The sequence below is a fragment of the Epilithonimonas zeae genome (assembly GCF_900141765.1).
In the GTDB taxonomy this organism is placed as follows: Bacteria; Bacteroidota; Bacteroidia; order Flavobacteriales; family Weeksellaceae; genus Epilithonimonas; species Epilithonimonas zeae.
Map to the genome: position 1 here is coordinate 2,170,566 of NZ_FSRK01000001.1, position 23,364 is coordinate 2,193,929.

Annotated in this window: 17 protein-coding genes; 7 read left to right on the forward strand and 10 right to left on the reverse strand. The window is 36.0% G+C overall.

From position 1 onward, the window contains the following. Positions 1-33: 33 nt before the first annotated feature. Both BUR19_RS09905 and BUR19_RS09910 read right to left on the reverse strand, forming a co-directional pair. Positions 34-645, reverse strand: coding sequence for an alpha-ketoglutarate-dependent dioxygenase AlkB family protein (locus tag BUR19_RS09905; protein ID WP_074235171.1), 612 nt, complete (start codon positions 643-645; stop codon positions 34-36). Between the two features lie 116 nt (positions 646-761). Continuing rightward, entirely contained in the window at positions 762-1,538 is a 777-nt protein-coding gene (locus tag BUR19_RS09910; protein ID WP_074235172.1) for an XRE family transcriptional regulator, read from the reverse strand. Between the two features lie 61 nt (positions 1,539-1,599). On the opposite strand from BUR19_RS09910, the gene dinB reads away from it, so the two are divergent. Then, positions 1,600-2,742, forward strand: coding sequence for a DNA polymerase IV (dinB, locus tag BUR19_RS09915; protein WP_074235173.1), 1,143 nt, complete (start codon positions 1,600-1,602; stop codon positions 2,740-2,742). A gap of 20 nt (positions 2,743-2,762) precedes the next feature. Continuing rightward, on the forward strand, positions 2,763-5,816 hold the full coding sequence (locus BUR19_RS09920) for a DNA polymerase III subunit alpha (protein WP_074235174.1): 3,054 nt from the start codon (positions 2,763-2,765) through the stop codon (positions 5,814-5,816). A 634-nt stretch (positions 5,817-6,450) separates the two neighbouring features. Here the strand turns inward: BUR19_RS09920 and BUR19_RS09925 are convergent. From BUR19_RS09925 to BUR19_RS09935, 3 genes are all read right to left on the reverse strand, one after another. Next, complete coding sequence (locus tag BUR19_RS09925; protein ID WP_074235175.1) at positions 6,451-7,203, reverse strand: SDR family oxidoreductase; 753 nt, start codon at positions 7,201-7,203, stop codon at positions 6,451-6,453. Between the two features lie 29 nt (positions 7,204-7,232). Next, positions 7,233-7,658, reverse strand: coding sequence for a YybH family protein (locus BUR19_RS09930; protein ID WP_074235633.1), 426 nt, complete (start codon positions 7,656-7,658; stop codon positions 7,233-7,235). A 112-nt stretch (positions 7,659-7,770) separates the two neighbouring features. Beyond that, positions 7,771-8,646, reverse strand: coding sequence for an AraC family transcriptional regulator (locus BUR19_RS09935; RefSeq protein ID WP_175565892.1), 876 nt, complete (start codon positions 8,644-8,646; stop codon positions 7,771-7,773). A 357-nt stretch (positions 8,647-9,003) separates the two neighbouring features. Between BUR19_RS09935 and BUR19_RS09940 the strand changes: the two genes are divergently transcribed. The 5 genes from BUR19_RS09940 to BUR19_RS09965 all read left to right on the forward strand — a co-directional run bounded on the left by BUR19_RS09940 (position 9,004) and on the right by BUR19_RS09965 (position 14,666). Beyond that, the gene (locus BUR19_RS09940; RefSeq protein ID WP_074235177.1) at positions 9,004-10,305 is read left to right on the forward strand and encodes a chloride channel protein; all 1,302 of its coding nucleotides are present in this window, start codon (positions 9,004-9,006) and stop codon (positions 10,303-10,305) included. A 700-nt stretch (positions 10,306-11,005) separates the two neighbouring features. Continuing rightward, positions 11,006-11,383 (forward strand): hypothetical protein, encoded by a 378-nt coding sequence (locus BUR19_RS18820; RefSeq protein WP_139297304.1) that lies wholly within the window; start codon positions 11,006-11,008, stop codon positions 11,381-11,383. A gap of 1,255 nt (positions 11,384-12,638) precedes the next feature. Further along, positions 12,639-13,229 (forward strand): helix-turn-helix transcriptional regulator, encoded by a 591-nt coding sequence (locus BUR19_RS18715; RefSeq protein ID WP_083600736.1) that lies wholly within the window; start codon positions 12,639-12,641, stop codon positions 13,227-13,229. Positions 13,230-13,348: 119 nt separating this feature from the next. After that, positions 13,349-14,008, forward strand: coding sequence for a hypothetical protein (locus tag BUR19_RS09960; RefSeq protein WP_074235180.1), 660 nt, complete (start codon positions 13,349-13,351; stop codon positions 14,006-14,008). A gap of 199 nt (positions 14,009-14,207) precedes the next feature. Next, positions 14,208-14,666, forward strand: coding sequence for a PA2169 family four-helix-bundle protein (locus BUR19_RS09965; RefSeq protein ID WP_074235181.1), 459 nt, complete (start codon positions 14,208-14,210; stop codon positions 14,664-14,666). A gap of 62 nt (positions 14,667-14,728) precedes the next feature. Here the strand turns inward: BUR19_RS09965 and BUR19_RS09970 are convergent, their stop codons facing one another. From BUR19_RS09970 to BUR19_RS09990, 5 genes are all read right to left on the reverse strand, one after another. Continuing rightward, positions 14,729-15,895: a zinc-dependent alcohol dehydrogenase gene (locus tag BUR19_RS09970; RefSeq protein ID WP_074235182.1), complete on the reverse strand. Its 1,167-nt coding sequence runs from the start codon at positions 15,893-15,895 to the stop codon at positions 14,729-14,731. A gap of 27 nt (positions 15,896-15,922) precedes the next feature. Then, positions 15,923-18,064 carry a catalase gene (locus BUR19_RS09975; RefSeq protein ID WP_074235183.1) on the reverse strand — a complete coding sequence of 714 codons (2,142 nt, stop codon included), beginning with the start codon at positions 18,062-18,064 and terminating at the stop codon, positions 15,923-15,925. 754 nt (positions 18,065-18,818) lie between these two features. Further along, entirely contained in the window at positions 18,819-20,099 is a 1,281-nt protein-coding gene (locus BUR19_RS09980) for a leucine-rich repeat domain-containing protein (protein WP_074235184.1), read from the reverse strand. Positions 20,100-20,101: 2 nt separating this feature from the next. Beyond that, entirely contained in the window at positions 20,102-21,616 is a 1,515-nt protein-coding gene (locus BUR19_RS09985; protein WP_074235185.1) for a hypothetical protein, read from the reverse strand. A gap of 117 nt (positions 21,617-21,733) precedes the next feature. Next, positions 21,734-23,359, reverse strand: a complete 1,626-nt coding sequence (locus BUR19_RS09990; RefSeq protein ID WP_074235186.1) for a hypothetical protein — start codon at positions 23,357-23,359, stop codon at positions 21,734-21,736. Positions 23,360-23,364: the final 5 nt, after the last annotated feature.

Sequence of the window (23,364 nt, forward strand, 5' to 3'; positions counted from 1 at the left end):
GAGTAAGTGATTTTTAAAAGGCGATGAACCATATTAAATACTATTAACCAATCGAAATGTCAGATTAATTCTCTCTTTCATCGGAATAGTTGATTTGGCAATTCTATGTTCCCAATGCTCCTGAAGGTCACCTTTCATAATTAATAAAGAGCCGTGAGGAAGTGGCAGGCTGTATTTGCTTTGGTGATGGTCCATCTTTCTGAAATCAAAGTTTCGCGTTTGCCCTAAACTGATAGATGCAATGACAGGTCTTTTTCCATATCTGCTTTCTTTGTCTCGATGCCATGCTACGGAATCATTGTTATCCCGATAAAGATTTAATAGAACACCATTAAAATGATACCCAAACTCTTTTTCAATCCTTTCTTTTAAAGCATACAGTTGTGGAGTCCATTCATTACGTTTAATAATATTATTATCAGCTGATTCATTATATTTTGAATCACCATACCACGCAGTAAGACGTGGAGTCAGCACCATTTTGTCATACATTTTCTGAGTACGCTGCTCCCAAGGTGCAGAGTTAAGCAGCATATCTTTCAAAAGATCAGCCTCTTCCCTACTCAGAAAATTTTCTTTGTATTCCAAAAGGTCTTTTGGAAATTCATAAAATTCTTCTGCTTCAAATAAACTTAACTGATGCATAATCTACAATTAGTTTTTATTTATGTATTTAAAAAACTCTCTACCAGAAAGTTTTCTTACGTCTCCTCAGGAAAATTCGGACTAACGAAGTTTTAAATAAGTTATTCAAAATAAGTTCAATTCTTATCTCCAATTTTTTCTTTGATCTGCTTTATATCTGTTTTAATCTCTGTAATGAAATTGTGAATATGATGTTCTGAAAATTCATCTGGTTCGTATTCTTTTGTGTTAATACTGCATGCAAACTCCCAGATTTCTTTAATTTCAGGCAATGGAATTTTATAAGGCTCATAAAATTGATTGTCAGCTTTAACCCAAATACCATCTGCTTCGTGAAACTGAAACCTTTTGTAACTGATACCATCATTGGTTGTGATGAAAACATAAGTTCTGTCTGTTTTCAAATCCGAAAGATTTTCAACATATTTTCCTACAATGTAGGTTCCATTTTTATAGGGCGGCATAGAGTCGCCGTCAGCTGGAAATGCTCTGAACTTACCTCCTTTTAAGAAGGGTAAGGATATGGTCTCCAGACTTTCTATGTATTCCGGATCTCCATAGCCGTTCAAGTAGCCCATAGAAGCTTTTTGTGGAATGATCTCGATCTGATCGTTTCCATCCTGATCTACCCTGATAGGAAGAACGATTCTATTATCTGGAAGTTCCATAATCTCATCGACCGAAAACTTTCTAACATCTACAGTCAACAAAAGGTCAATGCTGATGTTATAGAATTTTGAAATTCTAATCAATATTTCATTCGGAGGTTCTGATCTTCCATATTCATACGCAACATATCTGGATCGGGTAAGAATTAACAAATCTGCCAGCTCTTGCTGGGTCATATTTTTCTTCCCTCTCAAAAACGTGATGTTATCAGAGAATTTTGACATTGTTACAATTTTAGACAACAAAAATACAAAATTTGTTTCAAAATGCAACTAAGTTTGTACAATGGAAAGAGCAATTGCACATATGGACCTGGACACATTCTTTGTCTCCTGTGAGCGGCTGAAAAACTCCGTCCTGGAGAAACAGCCTGTGATCATAGGCGGTGGAGACCGTGGTGTGGTGGCATCATGCTCCTATGAGGTTCGTAAGTTTGGAGTTCGTTCGGCGATGCCGATAAAAATGGCATTGAGGCTATGCCCTGAGGCAAAGGTCATCAAAGGAGATATGGAATATTATTCCAATATGTCGCATCTGGTGACCGAGGTCATTCAGGAAAAAGTACCGGTGCTGGAGAAAGCGAGCATCGATGAATTTTATCTTGATCTCTCAGGAATGGACCAGTTCTTCGGATGCTTTCAATGGACCAATGAGATAGCGGATGCTGTTCAAAAAAATACAGGTCTGCCGATCAGCTTTGCCCTTTCCACCAATAAGACGGTATCCAAGATCGGGACCTGTGAATCAAAACCGACAGGCAGACTTGAAGTCAGGGCTCCCCATATCCAGAATTTTTTAAATCCCCTATCCATCAAAAAGATCCCGATGGTCGGCACAGAGACCTTCAATCTGTTCTCCAGGCTAGGCGTTAAGACGATACAAACCCTATCTGAAATGCCTGTAGAGGTCCTTCATCAACTGATCGGAAAAAATGGGACGGTACTTTGGAAAAAAGCCCATGGCATCGATGATACACCCGTAGTGCCCTATTCTGAAAGGAAATCAATATCCACTGAAGATACATTTTCTGAGGATACGATCGATGTTCATCAGATCAGAAGCATTTTGTCGGGAATGGTCGAAAAGCTGGCCTATCAGCTAAGGCAGGAAAAATGGTTGACCTCTACCGTCACCGTCAAGATCAGGTATTCCAACTTCGATACAGAGACCAAACAGTGCAAAGTTCCATACACTTCTGCCGACCATACTCTGCTCAGGGCTGTTCTTGAATTGTTTCATAAAGTGTACACCCGTAGAATGCGGATCCGTCTGATAGGCATCCGCTTCACCGGTCTTGTGCACGGGAGTCATCAGATGGATCTTTTCGAAGATACCGAAGAATTGATCTCCCTTTATCAGACCATGGACAGGATCAAGAACAGATTCGGGACTTCCAGCGTCGGAAGGGCATCAGGGTTTTTAAAATAAATCAAAATATACCATCTGCTATGTTTCTCAATTGCCATTCTTATCACAGCCTTCGTTACGGCACCATTTCCATTGAGGATCTGGTACGGAAGGCTGTGGATCTGAATATCAGAACACTGGCCTTGACAGACATCAATACGGTGACCGGGATCTATGATTTTTATAAGCTCTGTGAGGAGAATCATATCAAGCCAATTGTAGGAGTTGATGTCCGTGTTGAAAATGAACAATATTACATTTGTCTCGCTAAAAATGCTAAAGGTATTGCGGAGACGAACCGGCTTTTGACAGATCATAACTGTGAAGGAATTGAGATCCCTAAAACGAATCCTTCCCTTGAAAATACTTTTGTCATCTATCCTTTGGAGAATATTCCTGAGTGTTTATTGGAACATGAGTTCATCGGTATAAGAGAGAATGAATTGAACCTCTTGGTAAGACCTGAGCTGAAAAAATTGATTGACAAGATGGTCATTCTCCATCCGGTAACCTTTAATGGGACTGAGGAATATGAGCTGCACAAGATCTTAAGGGCGATCGATGGAAACACTTTGATCAGCAAGCTCTCAGACAATGACCATTGTCAAAATACCGAGATATTTGTTGATAAGAAAAAGCTTTTAAGTGCTTATAAACTTTATCCCCAGATCATTGAGAACACAAAATATCTGGTCAACAGCTGCAGTTTTGATTTTGACTTTTCCACGCCTAAGAATAAGAAGCATTTTACAGACAGCAGGGAAAATGATTTTAAGCTGTTGAAAGAATTAGCTTATGAAGGTCTTGAAAGAAGATATCCTGACGGTGATGCTGATGCCAAGGCAAGGGTTGAAAAAGAATTGGGCGTTATTGATCAATTGAATTTCTGCGGGTATTTTCTGATTACCTGGGACATCATCCAATACAGCAACCGGATGGGATTTATGCACGTCGGGCGTGGAAGTGGTGCCAATTCCATTGTCAGTTACTGTATTGGAATTACGGACATATGCCCTTTGGAACTGGATCTCTATTTTGAAAGGTTCCTGAATCTTAACCGGAAGACTCCACCCGACTTTGACATAGACTGGAGCTGGCAGACCCGGGATACCATCCTTGAGTATATCTTCCAAAGATACGGCAAAGACCATGTGGCCTTCTGTGGTACTAATGTAGAATTCAAATACAAATCTATATTCAGGGAGGTTGGAAAGGCATTCGGACTACCAAAGGAGGAATTGGATATTCTGGCAGGAAGACCAATGGATCAACATGATGATAACTCTGTATTCAGATTGGTGCATCATTACGGGAAAATGCTGGAGAAATATCCTAATCAGAGAAGCATGCATTCCTGCGGAATCCTGATCTCAGAGGAACCTATCACCAATTATTCTGCATTGGAAATGCCGCCCAAAGGCTTTCCCATCGTGCAGTTTGACATGCATACGGCGGAGGCCATCGGTTTGGAAAAATTTGACATCTTATCCCAGAGAGGTCTGGGAACGATCAAAGATACGGTCGACCTCATTAAGGAAAAAAGAGGCATCACAGTAGATATCAGGGACACTACCCTGTCGAAAAATGAGGCCAGGTGCAATGAATTCCTGAGCATCGGCAAAACTATAGGATGCTTTTACATCGAGAGCCCGGCCATGCGCGGATTATTGAGAAGACTGAAATGCGAGAACTATAAGGTTCTTGTCGCAGCCTCCTCTATTATCCGTCCGGGTGTGGCACAGAGCGGCATGATGCGGGAATATATCTTCAGGCACAATAATCCTGATAAGTTCGAGTATTTCCACGAGGTCTTTGAAAAAGAACTGGGGGAAACTTATGGTATCATGGTCTATCAGGAAGACGTCATCAAAATTGCCTTGCACTTCGGTGGTTTGTCCGCCCCTGATGGTGATGTTCTCAGAAGAGCAATGAGCGGTAAAGGTCGTTCTCTGTCGGCTCTTCAAAAAGTGAAGGACCATTTCTTTGAATCGTGTAAGGAATTGGGGCATCCGGAACAATTGTCCAAAGAAGTCTACAGGCAGATCGAATCGTTCGCAGGCTATTCATTTTGCAAGGCGCACTCGGCCTCATACGCTGTGGAAAGCTATCAGAGTTTATACCTGAAAGTATACTACCCCATTGAGTTTATGGTCTGTGCCATCAATAACGGTGGCGGATTCTACAGGACAGAGGTGTATGTCCATGAGGCCAGGATGTCAGGTGCAACTATCAAAAACCCTTGTGTCAACCTTAGTGAATTACAGACCACGGTCTATGGGACCGACGTTTATCTGGGATTGATGCATATTGAAAAACTGGAAGGAAGGATCGCACAGATGATCCCTGAAGAAAAGAAAAATAACGGTGATTATACTTCATTGGAAAATTTTGTAAAAAGGATCCCCATCGGTATTGAAACAATGCAGATCCTGATATTCATCGGAGCTTTCCGTTTTACCGGAAAACAAAAACATGAACTGCTCATAGAGGCCAGGTTTCTGATGGCAGGAAACAGACCTGACAATAGGCAGCTGACTTTACTTGAAGAACCCAAAAAAGAATATCAGCTGCCTAACATACAAAGGGATCCGTTTGAAGATGCCTTCGACGAAATAGAGATCCTTGGCTTTCCCGTATCGTTCAGTCCATTTGATCTGTTACAGACCAGATATAGGGGAACCATTATGGCCAAAGACCTCACAAAATTCCACAAAAAACAGGTGAAGATGTTGGCCTATCTGATTTCCAGAAAGCATGTTCCTACTAAACGGGGGACTATGTTTTTCGGGACCTGGATCGACGCGGGAGGTGAGTATTTTGATACGGCCCATTTTCCGAATTGCCTGGAAGAATATCCTTTTCAGGGCGGCGGCTGTTATCTCTTGTTGGGAACGGTCGAAGTTGATTTCCATTTCCCCACAATCACCATTCACAAAATGGCTAAAATGCCGTTCATTCCGGATCCCAGATATTCAATGGATCAATATCGATCATTGGAGACAGCAAGGCTATTGCAGGAAGATGTGAGTATGACGCAAAGAAAACCTTATCCGCAGGAACAGGAGATTGGTCTACCAAGGCAAAGGATGCGATGATAATTATTTAAAGGATAAACAATCAGGATAAACAATGGTAATAACATACTTATATCATTCTACAATTGAGATGCTTAATTTTGATTTGTAATTGAAATTAAATATGAGTGGATGACAATGTGTACATTAATTAAATATACAGGTTATGGGAATTAGACCATGTCCAAAAAGTTGCGGAATCTCTAAGTAAGTTAGATCAGCATCAGAGAGACAATAAATAACAACTATACCGACTTAAACGAATTGACAAAAGCTTTGGATATGAAATATGGCATAGTGCTGCAAAACATTGTCAACAATGCCATTAGCCTTTCTAAAGTTACAATAATATTTTTAAAACTAACCCTTCATTTTTATAGAGACTTCCACAGCCCTCATTGCATCTTAAGTAAACTTTGAGCCGTCTTTGTAAAGAGAAATAAATTTATAACTTGTAATTAAACGATTTTCTGCATTTTAAAGGCAAAACTTTTACTTTGGCTTAACACAACTTTTTTTATACACTTAAAAGTTTCTTAAGAGCATGTTTTCACTAAAGTTTAGCTAACACATAATATAAATAAAATGCAGATCACTTTATGCCTGCATTTTATTTATAGAATTATTCGAAGAAATTAGTAAGTACTTAAGAAGGCTAACCTTTCATTGTAGCAAGCGCCCAATCCTCAAAAAGGATTGTACCAGGACTGAATTGACCAGCCGGAACAAGTAGTGAAGGAGGAACAACAAAATGCATATACTTATTTTCATTGTCTGAGATCACTTTTTTATCCTGACCTGTAATTTCAATGTATTTAGACACAAAATCCTTCATTTTTCCACGTCTTGGTCCCGCAATTTCAATAGTGCCATTTTTAGGTGCTTCCAAGGAAAATTGTACGATGAAATCAGCAACATCTTCAAGAGCGATAGGCTGATAGTCCAGATCAGAAACAAAAACCTCATCCCCTTCTCCCTGCACCTGTATGATTGCTTCCACATGCTGATGAAATTGTGTTGACCTAATTATCGTATAAGGTATTCCGGAGTTTTTAATGGTGTCCTCCTGAAGTTTCTTTGCCCTCAGATAACCAATTTCCAATGCATCATCTGTTCCTACAATCGATAGGACGATATGATGCTTTACAGTAGTATTCAATTCTGCTTTGACAAGATTTTTTCCTGCAGTTTCAAAAAATCGAAGTGCATTTTCTTCATCTGGGGAAGATGAGTTTGACAGATCTATTACTATTTCGGTTCCGTACAATGCTTCCTTTAGCCCTTCACCAGTGAGTATATTTACACCTTGGGACGGTGAACCAATAACTACCTCATGACCAAGTTTTTCTAATTTTTTCGTTACGAGTCTTCCTGTAAGACCTGTTCCACCTATTACTAAAATTTTCATATTTGATTTATTTGATATTATAAAGTTGATTAAAATAAACTGCGCACCTTAACACCAAAGGGATTCTCAAACCAATATCTCCAATATCCGTCGATTCCTCTTCTTGCATAATCATTAGATGTTCCTCGCACACATACTTTTTCACCGTTATTCGCAACACCCGTGATACTCCAGTCCAAGATTAGAGAGGCCAGATTACCATCCACATAAATATTCTTTGTAGTAATTTTCATAGGCAATCCGAATTTAAAGAAGTATTCCAATTCTCCTGCGATCTCCATTTTTCCTCTCCGAGGCTCGCCATTGTCATTGATAAAGATTGCATCTTCTTCATAGAAACCGAGCATAGTCTCAGTGTTGAAAGAGTTCATATGAGCCAGAAAAGAATCGACAATTCCCTCTGGAGTTTTTGACAACGAACAAACTGAGCTTTGTAAAAAATTTTGTGCAGTCATAAGACTTAAATTTTCTTTAGAAGTAAATTTTTTTGTCTTACAAAATTGAGCAATTTGAGTATGCAGCACAATTCATAAATTAAGGTAAAAGGTGGACAAAAGAAGGAAAATATTACTGATCTTGTATGTGGTCCAATTTTTTAGTGTATTTCTTCCGATATTCACTTGGAGAGAAACCGGCCTTTTTACTGAAAAGTCTGATGAAATATTTTGTGTCTTGATATCCCAGATGATAGGAAATTTCCTTGATGCTTACCTCCGTATAATAAAGCAATCTTTGTGCTTCGCTCATCACTTCCTTCTGAATCAACTCGGAAGCGGATAATCCAGTCACTTTTTTAACCGTGTCACTAAGGTGTCCAACAGTAATATTAAGCTTTTCTGCGTATTCGTACGGGCGTTTAAGAGTCCGGAAATGAGATTTTACGAGATTCTTGAATTCCTTTGAGATACTAACTGAGCGTAGACTCAAATTTTCCTTAATAATAAATGTACTACGCTCATAGCATAGTATGGCCTGCTCGATGGCAGCTGAAAGCAATGGTTCTTCAACTTGGCTGCAAACACTATCATTTAGGTCTTGTAATTTGATTATTGAATCAAGGATAGTTCTAAACCACTCATACTCATGATTTGAGAGAGTAATTAGCATGGTATCATCTAACAAATTATCTAAACTTGTGTATGCCGATTTATTAATATGACGGCTTTCAAAAGACAGATAATAACCTGTTGCACCAAAAGTACTGAGAATCTGATGTATCTGTCCGGGAGGAGAGATAAAAAGTGTCCCTGCAGGCATTGTCAAATGCTTAAAATCAAATACAACTTCAAGTTTCCCAGATTCAATTAACATACAAGTATAGTGATCATGTCTGTGCGGGCTAAGTGCTTTTATAATACCAGGGGTGGACCCGTTCCAATTCCCAACAGCAATTCCACTGCTGTAATCCATTCTATTTAATATAACTAAATCGTTTTTTTGCATATCAACCTCTTTGCACATCTAATTTAGTTTTTCTTTATTTAATAGTTTATATTATTCAATACTAAAATTAAAGAAGCTGACGAAATGTGCAATTTTTTCATCCGTCACAAAATTAAAAAACATCTATTTTTAACAGTTATCTAAAATTCCAATGTTGCAAAAAGACAGAATTTATAAGTAAAAAAATTAAGTATATCGTTGCCTTGATCAGTTGGACTTTCAGTTTATGAATCAATGAATTATTTAAACTTCATTTGAATTGTTTAAATAAAAACAGGTAGTATGTAGTAACAAGCAACTTTTACTATTTCAAAAAATAACTGTTACCTTTACATCTTCTTTAAAACTAAAATAGTTATGCAAGGCAATACAGCGTACAGAAAGAAAATAATCAGATCCAGCTATGTCAAATTAATCGGGATATCTATTATCGTTAGTATTATCTGTTGTCTTATATCTTATACTTTAAAACATTTAACAGGACAGGTACAAGAATACCTCTTTGAACAAATTATAGCCACGGAAAACAAATTGTTAATCTTTTTACCAAGTGTAGGTATTACAACAATCTACTTCCTACGTAAATATTTCTTTCAGAACAGAAAAAATAAAGGAATTAAAGAAATATATACAACCCTGGAAACAAGAAAAGATCATCTTCCTTTTTTTAAAATACCTTCTCATTGTGTTAATGGCTTTTTAACAGTGATTTTCGGAGGATCTACAGGAGTAGAAGTGTCAACAGTAGTTGCCACCGCAACAGTTGGTAATCAGGCCTACAAACATTTGCATAGTGCTTGGGCCTACAAGACGGAACTGATATGTGCAGGTATTATAGCGGGTGTAACCGTACTCTTTGGAAGTTCGCTGGGCGGTTTTTTATTTGCATTTGAAGTTATTGCACGTAAATACAATAAAACCTTACTGATCAGTGGAATAAGTTCGATGATTGTAGCTCATCTATTTGTACATTTTTATGACTCAAATCCACTATTTACATTTAAGGTACAGGACTGGCGTTGGCAATCCATACCTTTTGCTATGATACTAAGTTTAATCGGAGGTATATTTGCGCTTTATTTTACGAAAATTGTCATCTACGCAAAAACATTTTTTGGTGGGATTAACAACAATTTCATCCGTGTAAATTTAGGTGCCATAACTGTTGGGGTATTTATCTTTTTTCTTCCGGCTTTATATGGTGATAGTTATCACGGACTTGGTAAAATCCTCGAATTTAGTTCGTACGACATCGTTAATCTCGCATATTTAATTCCTCTGGTTTTGCTTATCTTCATAAAGCCATTGGCGGCTTCCCTCACTCTCGGTGCAGGCGGTGACGGCGGTGTATTTGCCCCGAGTATTGTTACAGGTGCGTTTTTAGGGGTATTTTTTGCCCAATTCTGCAACCATTATTTAGGTACCCATCTTGTGATTATTAATTTTGCGTTATTTGGAGCAGCTGCCATGCTTTCCGCAGCTATTCACGCCCCTCTTACTGCCACGTTTATTATTTCCAGTATAGTACCGTCTGGATATCTATTGCTGTTTCCTTTGTTCATCAGTAGTGTTATTTCTAAAATTCTGGCAAAGAAAATCTATCCTTACAATGTGTATACTTACAAAGAATTTTCAAGCAGCCGGAACGTAATAAATTGATTAAAAGTACCGTACGATATTTAAATACAACAATCATATCAATAACACCTTCTTTGTTTATATTGGATTATTACATTTACTAAAAAAGTAATTTGCAAAAACTCTACAACTACAAGTGATTAAATATTAAAATCGGGGTTACTAATTCCTTTTTGATTTGGCTCAAACGAAGTAAATCATCGATAAAAGTGTTTGAAGATACGCTCGTCTTGATCACAATCGACCCAAAGGCTCCAAATTGAGCCATTTTTTTTGATTTTGATTCCAAAATAATGCAGATTGTTGTTTCTTTAAAGTACTCATACTTTTATATAGAACTTAAGGGATCAGTTAACTTATGACATAAAAACTGATATATCAGCGGGATTAGTTTCCAAATCCCAATTCTTAATCTACTAGGATACATTACCTCTCTGTTCACTTAAAGATATCGGCTGAAATTTGATCCAAACTATAATTTTTTCTGATCATTTTGTTTAACCTATATCAAAAAATGAAAAAAATAATAAAGTTTGCACTGCTCTTTTTTGGAAGCTTTGCAATGGCACAGGTAGCAATTGGGAAAGCCACGATTTCTGTTATTCCCGCTACCAGCACACCCAATCCATCCATCTCATTGGAGTTCGGAGATTATGTTGCGCCTAATGGCAGAGGCATTGTAGTCCCTTGGGTCACCTCAGCCGCGGGCACCACAGGTTCGGTGACAGGTACAATTATTTACGACGTTACCGATAAGATATTGAAGTACAAAAACAGCGCTACCACTTGGTTTAATTTATCAAAAAATGAAACTACCACAGTAGATGGTACTGCCAACTTCGATACCACAGGTGTTGTCAATACCAGTCTCCAGACGCCAACTACAGAGATTGCAACGGCTAAAATGAGTATTGGGACGCCATCCAGCGTACCGGGTATTTTAGTCTTGGAGGATACAACAAAGGCAATGGTATTACCAAAAGTGCCAAGTCCGCACCTCAATATTATCAATCCCGAGCCTGGTACAATGGCATATGATACCACCACCAAACAGCTCGCGATCTACAATGGTAAAGTCTGGTCTTTCTGGAAACCATGATAAAAAATTTAATGATAATCTAAAAAATCCGTCTCACAAAAATTTGAGGCGGATTTTTCTATTTATTAAAATCTTCGTTATTTTGAAAAATATAAGAACTTGCTCTAAGCAGGCAACATTGTTTCTTAGATTTTGTGCTAAAGCATGTAATCCCTAAAATAGCTTCCTGAGATTCGTATTTATTTATTTATTTATTTATTTCCAAATTTACTAATTGACAAATCTCTCTTCTTGTGGATTTCCGTAAACAATAAAAATCAGCAAAAATTTTCCATTCAGTATTTTCACTGAATTTTTCTATCTTTTTAACAACAAAAAATACAAATTTCTCATTGGGATTTTACGAGCAAAACCTATTTAGAATCTCCGGGCTTATGAGATTATAAATCCGGATCTTTCGGTTTTGTTTCAAGGGTAACTCTTAGTATTTTGTATGGAGTTCAATCTGGTTTGTTAGGCTTTTGAATCTGGCTTAATAGCTTTAGTTGATTCCATAAAATAATAATTTAGTTATGAATATTAGTATTAATTCATAATCGTCACTAGATAATTACGGAAAACCCTAACCTATAAATCTTTAATAAATTTTATTCATAATGTAAATAGTTATCTTTGCAACACTTAAATTTATATAGTAATTTGAATAAAATCATTTAAAATCTAGCACTTCACTTTAAATTCTGTTACGGAATACGATCAAATTTTTCAATGTAAAACTGGAAGAAAAGTTGAAGTGCCTGCGGTATTATTGGGCGTCCCTTTCTCTTTGTGTTATTGCCTTTGGTAGGGCTTCTGTAACAAGTGGTGAATTTGCCACGTTTTTTTTGTGATTTTTCGTATAAATTAAATAATTGACCAATGAATAAAATTTTTCTTCGTTTATGACCGAGTTTCATATTGGGGACTAGAGGAATCGGGATTATCTCTTAAAAACAGGGATTAAATCATATTGACCAACCAGTACCTCTTCCTGCTTGCCATTATTTATTCAGTCCAAAGCTTTTTCAGTTTTCTGTTCATAGGTTTTGGTATAACTACATACATTCTTCTCGCGGTATCCTCTCTGTTTTATATGTTTTTTACTTTTTTCAAATCACTAAGAACTAATAAATATGTAATCTCGTTTATATTTTTATTGCTGTGCAGTATTACGAACTACTATTCTTCTTTATGCGGAATAGAAAGCGGAATCTTCCTTTTCTATTTCCCTATGCTGTCTGCCGTATTTATCTTTTTATCCATAAAGGAAAACAAAATGTTTGTTATCTTTATCCTTTTATTTATTCTTTCCAACCTGTATCTCTCTGCAGGAAGCAACTTTACATTGATAAGAAACAGTGAAAAATATTTTGCTTTCAGAAATACTTTATTACTTCTCAACATTAGTTGTATGCTATCTATACTGATGCTGAATTCTTATTTTTTTCATGTCAAAAGAGAAGAATACTATTTTACATCTAATAGGAATCTCTACAAGCAGGAAGAAATTGAGAATTTGAAAAATGAGCTGCTTCGCGTACAGGAATTAATTAGTGCAGATGACATTACTGAGGAAAGTCTCAAGCATCTTGTAGAATCGGCTCAAATAAATGATGCGCTTTTTGTCGAAAAGTTCAATAAGTTCTTTCCGGATTTTTATAATAAAATAAACAATACTTCTTCCGCTCCTTTAACTCTTTCTGATTTAAAATACTGTGGTATGCTAAAACTTGGTTTCACTACAAAACAGATTGCTATCTATACAAACTCATCTATAAAATCGGTGGAAAGTAAAAAATACAGATTGAGAAAAAAATTAGCAATACAAATTGACGAAAATTCAAAGGATTGGTTTTCAAATATTTAAAAACAAGACATCCCCCTCGTTTTCACTCGCAAGCGTGACCGAGAGGGTTCCAGGACCTCTTTTTATTCTGCCCTAAAATACTTTTGTATCAATCTTTATCAAAATAAAAGATTTAGAAATTGATACATCAGGACGATTTTAAAAATTACAGACACCAGTTATTCTTATTTGATGCAATTAAAATTGAGAGAACTTGTGCTGTATATATTTTTCTGTTCTTTCTCATCTACTTTCCGGGTCAATCCCAGATTTATCAAAGGGAAAATAACGGTATCTACATTACAAAGGGGACAAAAATAATCTCTGAAAATCACCTTCATGATTCCGGCTGTTCCGATAACATCTATGTTTTAGACGGGACTACAATCACAGGATTACGAGAAAATACTAAGTCAAAAATACATTTTGCTGATTTAAGATATAAACATCTGGAGAAAAGCTTAAAACAGGTAATATCCAAGAAGGGTAAAAAGGTTGCTAACTCCAAAGCTGAAGGGGTCAATCTGAAAATTGTTTTTAAAACTAGTAGTAACAGTGATAAATTTACACTTCTTACGAACCATTTTCTGACACCTGTCGCGCCAAGCAATCCTAATTGTGATAAACTGTCATCTGTTCTACAAATTAACACGGTTCAGTTTGCAATTGATTTTGGTGGTAAAACCGCAGCTAACCAAAATAGTACTTTAACACTGATTCGGTCCATATCAAATTTTCACAGCATCCGTCCTCCGCCATACGTTCTGCCAGTTCTACACCAGCAAATCCACCTCCTATGATGATAATATTGTTGTCATTCTGCATTAGAAATAGTTTAAAGTTGATAAAATCTATTTAACCATTTTTAAGCCAAATAGGTTTTTATCAGTTGAATCTTTTTTATGGTTAAAACCTAGCATATCAATAATTTAAAAAATTAAAAATTAAAAAATTGGGCATTATAATTGTTATTTCAATATTTGAAATAATCAATATATAATGGAAAATTCAAAAACAATTTCAATTTTAAATGATCTTCTTCATATCATTAATGACCGTTTGGAGGGTTTTGAAAACGTTGAAGGCAAGGTGTGGGAGAAGAACCATCAACTTAAGGATCAATATGAGCATATTACTACCCAAAGTAAAATAATGAAGAATGAGATCATTAATCTGATTACTTCTTTAGGTGGTAATCCCAGTGATTCAGTTTCTTTGTCCGGAAGCCTTCACAGAGCTTGGATTGATATTAAAAATTCAGTCATTGTCAGTCATTTAGAAGAATCGACATTACAGAATGTTATCTTCGGTGAGAAGGCTGCCATACAATCGTATCAGGAGGCATTGGACAGCGGTGATCTTGATCCTGAAAGTTCTGAAGTCATTTCTGAACAACTCAAAAAAATCAAAGATTCAAGTCATCAATTCCAAGGAATATATGATAATATTAATTCGTAATTCAATTTAAAATTGATACTATAATTAGAAAGACCATCATTGTGATGGTCTTTCTAATTTTTTTAAATCCATGGATCCAGGACTACTTTAACACATCCATCTTCTTTTTTATGGAAAATTTCATAACCTTTGGCTACATCGTCCAAACTTAACTTATGTGTAATAATATCATCCAATTTTACCTGACCTGTTTCCACATATTTTAGTAGTTTATCTATAATAGAATGAACTGGCGATTGTCCGGCCTTGATAGTTATTCCCTTATCAAAGATCTGACCCAACTTGAAATTATCATAACTCACAGGATAAACTCCTAACACAGAAACAAAGCCTCCTCTTCGAACACCACTCATGCAAGCTTCTAAAACTTTAATGGAGCCTTTTTCAAAATTTAAAACTGCTTTCGCTTTATCTAATAGGTTCCGCTCTGGTTCAAAACCGACGGCATCAATACATAGATCTGCACCTCTGCCATCCGTCAGATTTCTGATTTCTTCAACCGTCTGCTCTGCGCTTTCCCATAGAATCGTTTCGCAGCCAGTTAGTCTTTTGATCTGATCGAGCCTATACTGTAATGTGTCAATTACAATGACTTTCCTGGCATTGTGAAGGATCGCACTTTTAACGGACATCGATCCTACTGGTCCCGCTCCAAAGACAGCAACAGTTTCTCCTCCTTTCAGATCTCCCCACATTACTCCTGTATAACCGGTTGGGAAAATATCCGTCAAGAATAACACCTGTTCATCAGTTAAATTTTCAGGGACTTTCCTAGGGCCAAAATTAGCATATGGAACTCTCACATATTGAGCTTGTCCCCCGCTATAACCACCATACAGATCGGTGTATCCAAACATTCCGCCACCTTTTTCCGTCAAGATTCCACCTTCCGGACCATAATGGTCGGGATTGCTGTTTTCACAGGCTCCCGGAAGATCATGCTCACAAAAATAACACCCACCGCAAGCTATTGGAAAAGGTACTACGACCCTATCTCCCACTTTTAGATGGGTAATATTCTTCCCGACATCTTCTATTATTCCCATAAATTCATGCCCCATAACCATTGGTTTTAATTGTGGCATTCCTCCGGAATACATATGGAGATCGCTGCCGCAAATCGCCGTCGATGTTACTTTGAGTATAATGTCTTTTTGATCTTCAATTTTCGGATCTTCAACTGTGTCACAGGTAATTTTACCCGGTGCGTGAAAAACTGCTGCTTTCATAACTTTAATATTTTGTGATTAGATGTCTTATGCCGGGTTATTTCTATCCTTCTCTAGTTCCCAAACGCGGTGATTGGCTACAGCTTTAATAAAGGCATAATCAGAATTATTATTGTCTGAGGTAATAATTGCCGGATCTTCGTGTTTTTTACTTTTAACGTTGCTTGCATTATAAATTTCATCAGTTTCTTTTCCGAAGTAGATTGCTTTACAATGCTTATAAGCCTCATTTACAAATAAAAGTGCTCCCGGTTTGTTATCTTCATTCAACAAGGTTTCTGCAGACTTTTTACCACTGGAAATATACAGAGCATCGAAGCAGACACTTGCTGTACTTGTAAGAGAATGTTTCGGCTCAAAAGTCGTTCCGTCATCCGCTTTTACAGGCGCAAGACTTCCCGCAATGACCTGTATTACAGCTCCTTCTTTTTCAAGTTTCGATTTCAGAGTGTTTACATCTTTTGCATTTACACCATTTTCCATAATAAAACCGATAACACGGCTTTTTATAGTATTTTTAACCGTATTTTTCATACTTAAAGCATCAGAACTTTTTGTTGAAGGTTCTTTTTCAGGGCTTTGTAAGGTTTTCGAATCGGCATCTGCAGGAATACTTCCATTGGGTTGTTTTAGTTTAGTAACATCAACACCCACTTTTTTAGCAACCAACGCCGCTAAATCTTTATTGATAAAAGCCAATTGCCCAACCACTTTTTCACGGATTGCAGGAATTGTAACTTTTGACAATTCAAAAATCAATGCATTTTGAAGGTGCATCTTTTCAGGTTCCGATTGGCTATTATAAAATAATTTTGCTTGGGAATAATGATCTACAAAACTTTGACTTCTCGCTCGTATTTTCTTTCCATCAACTCTTTCCTCTTGTGATGTAAAACCACCATCTTTCCACATCGCCTGAAAAGGACAGCCGCCGCCGATAGAGTTTGGCTCATAGCTTACTTTTCCTTTAACGATCTGTTGGCGCATATGTCCGTCACGCTGATTATTATGAACAGTATTAATGGATCTGTTAATAGGGATCTCGTGAAAATTCGACGAACCCAATCTTGACAACTGCGTATCAGTGTAAGAAAACAATCTTCCCTGCAACAGAGGATCATTGGTAAAATCAATTCCTGGGACCAAATGGCCAGGGTGGAAAGCTATCTGTTCAGTCTCCGCAAAGAAATTATCGGGATTTCTGTTAAGCGTTAAAGTTCCGACCAATTCAACAGGAACTTCTTCTTCAGGAATCAGCTTTGTAGGATCGAGCAGATCGAAATTGAATTTATGTTCATCCTCTTCAGGAATAATTTGTACTCCAAAATCCCATTCCGGAAAAGCACCGTTTTCTATGGCCTCCCAAAGATCTCGCCTGTGAAAATCTGAATCTTTTCCCGAAATTTTAGTCGCTTCATCCCAAGCTACGGAATGAACACCTAACTTCGGTTTAAAATGAAATTTCACAAAATGTATTTTCCCTTCCTCATTAATAAATTTGAAAGTATGAACTCCAAAACCTTCCATCATTCGGTAACTTCTTGGAATCGCCCTGTCACTCATTGCCCACATAATCATATGCATACTTTCCGGCATTAAGGAAATAAAATCCCAAAATGTATCGTGTGCAGATGCAGCCTGCGGAATGGCATTATCGGGTTCAGGTTTTACAGCGTGAACCAGATCAGGAAACTTCATTGCATCTTGAATAAAAAACACTGGAATATTATTCCCTACCAGATCATAATTTCCCTCTTCAGTGTAAAATTTGATGGCAAAACCTCGTACATCTCGCGCAAGATCTGTACTTCCCGCACTTCCTGCAACGGTAGAAAAGCGCACAAAAACAGGTGTTTCTTTTCCTTCTTCTGATAAGAATTTTGCTTTGGTGTATTTTGCCAGACTTTTATTGATTTTAAATGTGCCGTGTGCTCCGGAGCCACGCGCGTGAACAATTCTTTCAGGTATTCTCTCGTGGTCAAAATGAGTGATTTTTTCTCTCAAGATAAAATCTTCCAATAAACTTGGTCCTCTTTCTCCCGATTTCAGAGAGTCCTGATTATTACTTATTTTTAGACCTTGATTAGTTGTAAGTGCCTGATCAGAGTTGTCAGTCTCATGCTCTTTCAATTGCTCCAGTTTGATGTCAGATAGTTTGTTTTTTTTCATAATATACAATTTGGATTTGATTATTTTTTAGTTAATAAACAAAAAGCATACCTGTAAAATGATTAAAAACAGTTTGTAATTGATAAAAATAATTATTTATGACAGAAAATTTATTTTATCGAGTTTAAGAAAAATTATTTAAAATCTCTGATCACCTATAATATCTGAGAAGCTTGAATCTCCTTAAAAATTTATCGCACTTTTTTACTTTTCATTTATCATAATTTTCGAAAAGTGGACAAAGATTATTTTTCATAGGCCGAATAGAATAAATAAGGTTACTATATACTTAAATGAACCAGACTTATTTTTACACTGAAAAATAAATTGCAATTCTCGATGTATAGTATAATTGCTATAATCTGCAAATCATAATGTCTTTAAAAATAAAACAAAATGACAAAAAAATTTAAGAATACACTATGATTTTATAAATTAGTGTCAAATAAAGTAACAACCATATTTCCTTTAAAGTATTAGCTTTTCGCTGATATAGATTTTTATCTTTACCATAATTAAGTCCTGTGAATTATCACAATGTCCTCAATTGAAGCTTTTCATATTTACATCTTTTGACAATATTGAAAACCATCAATAGTCTTTAGTCCACATCAGGAAGTTTCTATGATATATAAACATTCAGAAAGCAGTGGATTGATATACTAGTTTGTTTGCCACCAGCACAATCTTATAATACTAAAATCCTAATTACATAATCTTGAGGGAGTAAAATTATTATTTGTTTCTGGATGTTCTATGATAAAGTTTGTATATCAGTTAGTGTTTCATTCATTACTTCGACGGTCCATCTATAATTTTTACAAAGCACATATAACATCTCCATTGGAGATTCTGGCTTTCCATTATCTACTCCAAGGTTGAATCCAACTAAAGGAGCTTGAAATATACCAGAAGGTCTATCATTAGCACCTGCGTAAAAATTTACCCAAGATATTAGCCAATTAACTTTTCTAAGAAGCCCTTCTATTGTTGACGAGTTTGATATTATAGCCTTAGCAACAACAATGTTATAAAAGTTAGTTACTAATGTATCCATCCTTGTTTGATTTCCTTTATATGCGCTTCTATAGTCGATTGTTTTTAAAGCAGGGCATAGCTCTATTCCCGTAGGTGGTGTTAAAGGTAAAAGTTGACCAGATGCAGCAAACACAATTGATAATTGATTCAAATTCATACCACCGATTCCAACCCCCCAAGACGTCAGAGCTCCATTACCCATACCATTTGTCCAATTTACTTGATGTCTATAACCAAAAGACAAATGTGTTATTTGTTTCATATCATTTATTTCTTGAGATATATTTTGAACTGGATTAGCAGCAAAAGCTAAAGTCCTTAAAGTAGAAATATCTTTAAAATTAGATGGTATTGAAGAGGTATTAATTGAACAACTTCCTAATGACAAATTAGTTATACCTTTTATTCTAATAATTTTATCCAAATTATTATTTAGCTTATTTGACAAATTAAGTCCAGATAATGCTAATTGAAAAATCCTTGAGTTAGTTATCCAAGTTGGAATAAAACTAATAGAATTAGGTGTTATCGAATTAAGGTTAAGCGTTTGAAAGTACCCACCTCCCAACCCAGTTGGGAACTCTTCAAAATATACTGATGAAATACTAACAGCACTAGAAAATCTATAAAACAATAAATTCTCTGGAAATTTCCCGATTAATCTTTGTCTAGAAATTGTTATAGAATATATATTATTAGGATTAGAAAACCACATTTTTACAGTTCTTTTAGCAGCACCTGCGGGATAAGTATATGTGGGAATAGATGTATTTGTGGTAAAATTATATGATGCTATTGCGCTACCATCACCGTAATCAAAATTAACCGTATTATTAGTACCTGGCTTAGATGATAATTGAAATACAGGACTAGCCATCCCTTGGATAGGAGGAAAAACACTTTGATTATGATCAAATTCTATAACAGGTAAATCTGGGGATTTTAAAACTTCTCCAGATGTATTTGTCATAATGTTTCCATAAAGATCTTTTAACATAATTATTCCGTTATAACTGTTGTTGCTTGATAAAAATGCCAGTGTAAACCAACTTTTTTAAAAAAACCATTTAAATTTTGAGCTTGAACTTCATCCGTTCCAAATGCTTCTAGTTCATTATATGGAGGTATTGATGATAGAATACTAATACTGCTATAACTTTTTGCATTATTCTCAGTTATATTACCTAAAGTATCTTTACCAATAACTTTACTAATGGGATTTGTCGTAACAGACACTCGAGATAATGATCCATTATTATTAATCTGAGCTAAACCAATTCCTGTTCCTGAAACCTTATCCAATTTATTGGATAACGCAGTATTCATAGCCGCTGTAGTGACGTATCCTAATGCTGCAATTTGTGTTTTTGTATAGTAATTGTTATTCATATAAGCCGTGACATCCATCTGAACAGAGTCGCCATCTTTACTCAACAATGGAATATAAAAATAATCCAACGTCGGTAAACTTACAATATCAATTGGTTTCGTAATTTTGCCCGCAATCTCATCATTCTTTTCGGCAGATAAGCCTAATGGGAAACCAGAGGTAGAATCTCCCTGCAAGGTTCTGTCTATAACAATATCAGAAACATTTCCTCCTAGTTTGATTACATCTAAACAATCAAGCGAATGATCATATTTCACCAAGACATGCTCCTTGGATTTTATTGTAAATGGCTGAGAAAATCCTTTTATTAATCTTCTGCTGAGATTTGCTGAAATTTCTATTGAAGAAATCGAATTATTAAAAATCAGAAACTCTAAGTCCCTCGTAGTTTCTTCTACAAACTGAATTCCTGCCAAATAAGTTGTCCCATTTAATACTTTTGATCCAGGGGTTAAATAAAAATTTTGCCTCTTATCTGTATATTGGATATTAAATATCGAGCCACTTATATAGGTAATTTTTTTCCAATTGTCTTCTGCCTTGTCTTTAAAACCATTCAATGTTTCAGGATCAACAACAGGTCCTTCTGGGGTCAGCAAAATTAATCTTACATGCAGTTCTCCAGGAGCAAGCGCGGGCTCCTGAGGATCATCTCCTTCGTTACCTTCTTTTAGAAAAAATAAACCAGGTTCATTTCTTGCAACAATACGAAGGAACTTATTGCCACCAGAAACTGGCATAAATGACAAAGTTGTAGGAAAATTATTTGTTAAGATTTGACCATTGATTCTGACTTTGTTAATTCCAAATTCTGCGTTAACTCCGATAGTAACATTTCCACTGTTAATGGAAATATTTCCGATAGAGAGAACTTCATTGGAATTGACTGTGAAAGGAAGTTGAGATTCTGGAATCAAACCATTGACCAAATCTGCCTTTTTTGATAATGCTATTGATAAACCATCAATCCCACTCATAGGTATCGGTGAACTCTTATGATAATAACTGTTCAGCAAGCCGTGAAACTGAGATTGTGTAGGCTTGGCACCTGTCACAAACCAACTTTTAAGTCTTGAAAGTTCTACTACTTCCAATTCCATAGGTATATTAGTGTTGTTTGCCATTTATTTTTGGTTTTATATGTTAAATCCATTTGTGGTGGATATTTAAATTTTATGTATCTAGTGAATTATTTAAGTGTTCTTTACTAAGAAACCAAATTTTTGAAATGATATAAAGTTTTAATTTAATTTGTATGCCTTTATAATATTCCAAGACAATTGTTTATTTGAAACCCCAGACGAGTGTGATATCAACTGAGTTACAAATGAATAATCTTCATTATTACTTATAATAGTAGTAGACGTTTTACCCTCACCTGTAATTTTCAAAACATTGCCCTGTTTTAAAATAACAATAGTAGAATCTACAGTTGTAGAATAACCAGTGGTCATTTTAAACTGATTGTTATTTAGAGTAAAATTATACGCTACAACCGTTCCTCCCGCATAGTAAAGAAATGATTGCCCATAATACACTAAGCCTAATGGAAGTAAATTATTCGCAGTTGAATTATACATTACCCCAAAAGTATTTTTTAATGTACTATTATATCCTCTCATACCGGCATCTGTCGAAATAGCATCCGTCAATTGGATTTCAACATACCAGTCTTCACCAGCTAGAAACGCCGGAGAAGATTTCATCGAAATAAAAGTAGATAAACTGGGAACCGAAGAAACATTTTCTTGTTTTATAATACCCGTTACGCCAGCACCTACAGATAATGTATTACTATAATTAGAATTAGTAAGGATGTTCCAACTTAAACCAGATAAATCTTTGCGCGATAATCCAACTAAAACTTGAAGAGACATTTCAGAAGTAGTATTTGCCACTCCACTCCACACTTTTATTTTATATTCACCTTCTCCTAATTCGTAGATATTTTTAGTAAAGGTTAATTCAGTTGGAGAAATCACAGTTATTTTATCTCCTTCAACTGTGAGTAAAACATTATAATTTAAATCTAAAATCTCAACTTTTCTACTAACCTGGGATAAATTCAAATTTGCTCCTGTAATAATAAATGTAGTATCATAATTTTCCAGAGGCATTACTGAAGGGTATATTGCACCAATAGACATGGCTTCTTGCGATGCGTTATCATTCAATATTCTTACAAATTCTAACCTCTGAGCATTCGTCCAACTGTTTGCTGTATCTTTAAAAGCTGAAAATCCAACTTTTGCTATTTGTCCATCAGAGTTCTTCCCTAAGAAATCTGTGAATAGACTATCATCACTTTTATTTGGTAATTCTGTAATGGAATATGGTTCTCCATTAGTATTCCACACCCAAGTATCACCTTCACTTTGGGTTTGGACATAACTGCCATTTGTCGTATTATTAGAATTAGTTACGTTTTTTCCAAAATCATCTATTGCAACCGCTCTTCCGTCTATCCCTAAAACATAAGTCCCCCTTTTTCCATTATCCGGATTATCAACTTTTTTATAAGCATTACCATTTTGTGTAAACCCATTCTCATCTACATAATCTATGGTCGCGATATTAGCTGGTAACTCTCCAACATTAAGAGCATCTTTCCAAGCTTGTGTATTGATGTTGGATGCATCTACTTTTGCATAGTACTGCAATTGTGAAGCATCTGCTTTGTTACCCAACACTGTAGACAGACCACTAATACCACTCATTGGTATTTGCGAACTCTTATGATAATAGCTGCTCAGCAAGCCGTGGAACTGAGATTGCGTAGGTTTTGCGCCTGTTACAAACCAGCTCTTAAGTCTCGAAAGCTCTACTACTTCCGATTCCATAGGTGTATTATTGTTGTCAAGTGCCATGTTTT

Bases quoted from the DNA above. Each gene is read 5' to 3' on its own strand.
- BUR19_RS09905 (WP_074235171.1), bottom strand. From the start codon at position 645: ATGCATCAGTTAAGTTTATTTGAAGCAGAAGAATTTTATGAATTTCCA.
- BUR19_RS09910 (WP_074235172.1), bottom strand. From the start codon at position 1,538: ATGTCAAAATTCTCTGATAACATCACGTTTTTGAGAGGGAAGAAAAAT.
- dinB (WP_074235173.1), top strand. From the start codon at position 1,600: ATGGAAAGAGCAATTGCACATATGGACCTGGACACATTCTTTGTCTCC.
- BUR19_RS09920 (WP_074235174.1), top strand. From the start codon at position 2,763: ATGTTTCTCAATTGCCATTCTTATCACAGCCTTCGTTACGGCACCATT.
- BUR19_RS09925 (WP_074235175.1), bottom strand. From the start codon at position 7,203: ATGAAAATTTTAGTAATAGGTGGAACAGGTCTTACAGGAAGACTCGTA.
- BUR19_RS09930 (WP_074235633.1), bottom strand. From the start codon at position 7,658: ATGACTGCACAAAATTTTTTACAAAGCTCAGTTTGTTCGTTGTCAAAA.
- BUR19_RS09935 (WP_175565892.1), bottom strand. From the start codon at position 8,646: ATGCAAAAAAACGATTTAGTTATATTAAATAGAATGGATTACAGCAGT.
- BUR19_RS09940 (WP_074235177.1), top strand. From the start codon at position 9,004: ATGCAAGGCAATACAGCGTACAGAAAGAAAATAATCAGATCCAGCTAT.
- BUR19_RS18715 (WP_083600736.1), top strand. From the start codon at position 12,639: ATGTTTGTTATCTTTATCCTTTTATTTATTCTTTCCAACCTGTATCTC.
- BUR19_RS09965 (WP_074235181.1), top strand. From the start codon at position 14,208: ATGGAAAATTCAAAAACAATTTCAATTTTAAATGATCTTCTTCATATC.
- BUR19_RS09970 (WP_074235182.1), bottom strand. From the start codon at position 15,895: ATGAAAGCAGCAGTTTTTCACGCACCGGGTAAAATTACCTGTGACACA.
- BUR19_RS09975 (WP_074235183.1), bottom strand. From the start codon at position 18,064: ATGAAAAAAAACAAACTATCTGACATCAAACTGGAGCAATTGAAAGAG.
- BUR19_RS09980 (WP_074235184.1), bottom strand. From the start codon at position 20,099: ATGTTAAAAGATCTTTATGGAAACATTATGACAAATACATCTGGAGAA.
- BUR19_RS09985 (WP_074235185.1), bottom strand. From the start codon at position 21,616: ATGGCAAACAACACTAATATACCTATGGAATTGGAAGTAGTAGAACTT.
- BUR19_RS09990 (WP_074235186.1), bottom strand. From the start codon at position 23,359: ATGGCACTTGACAACAATAATACACCTATGGAATCGGAAGTAGTAGAG.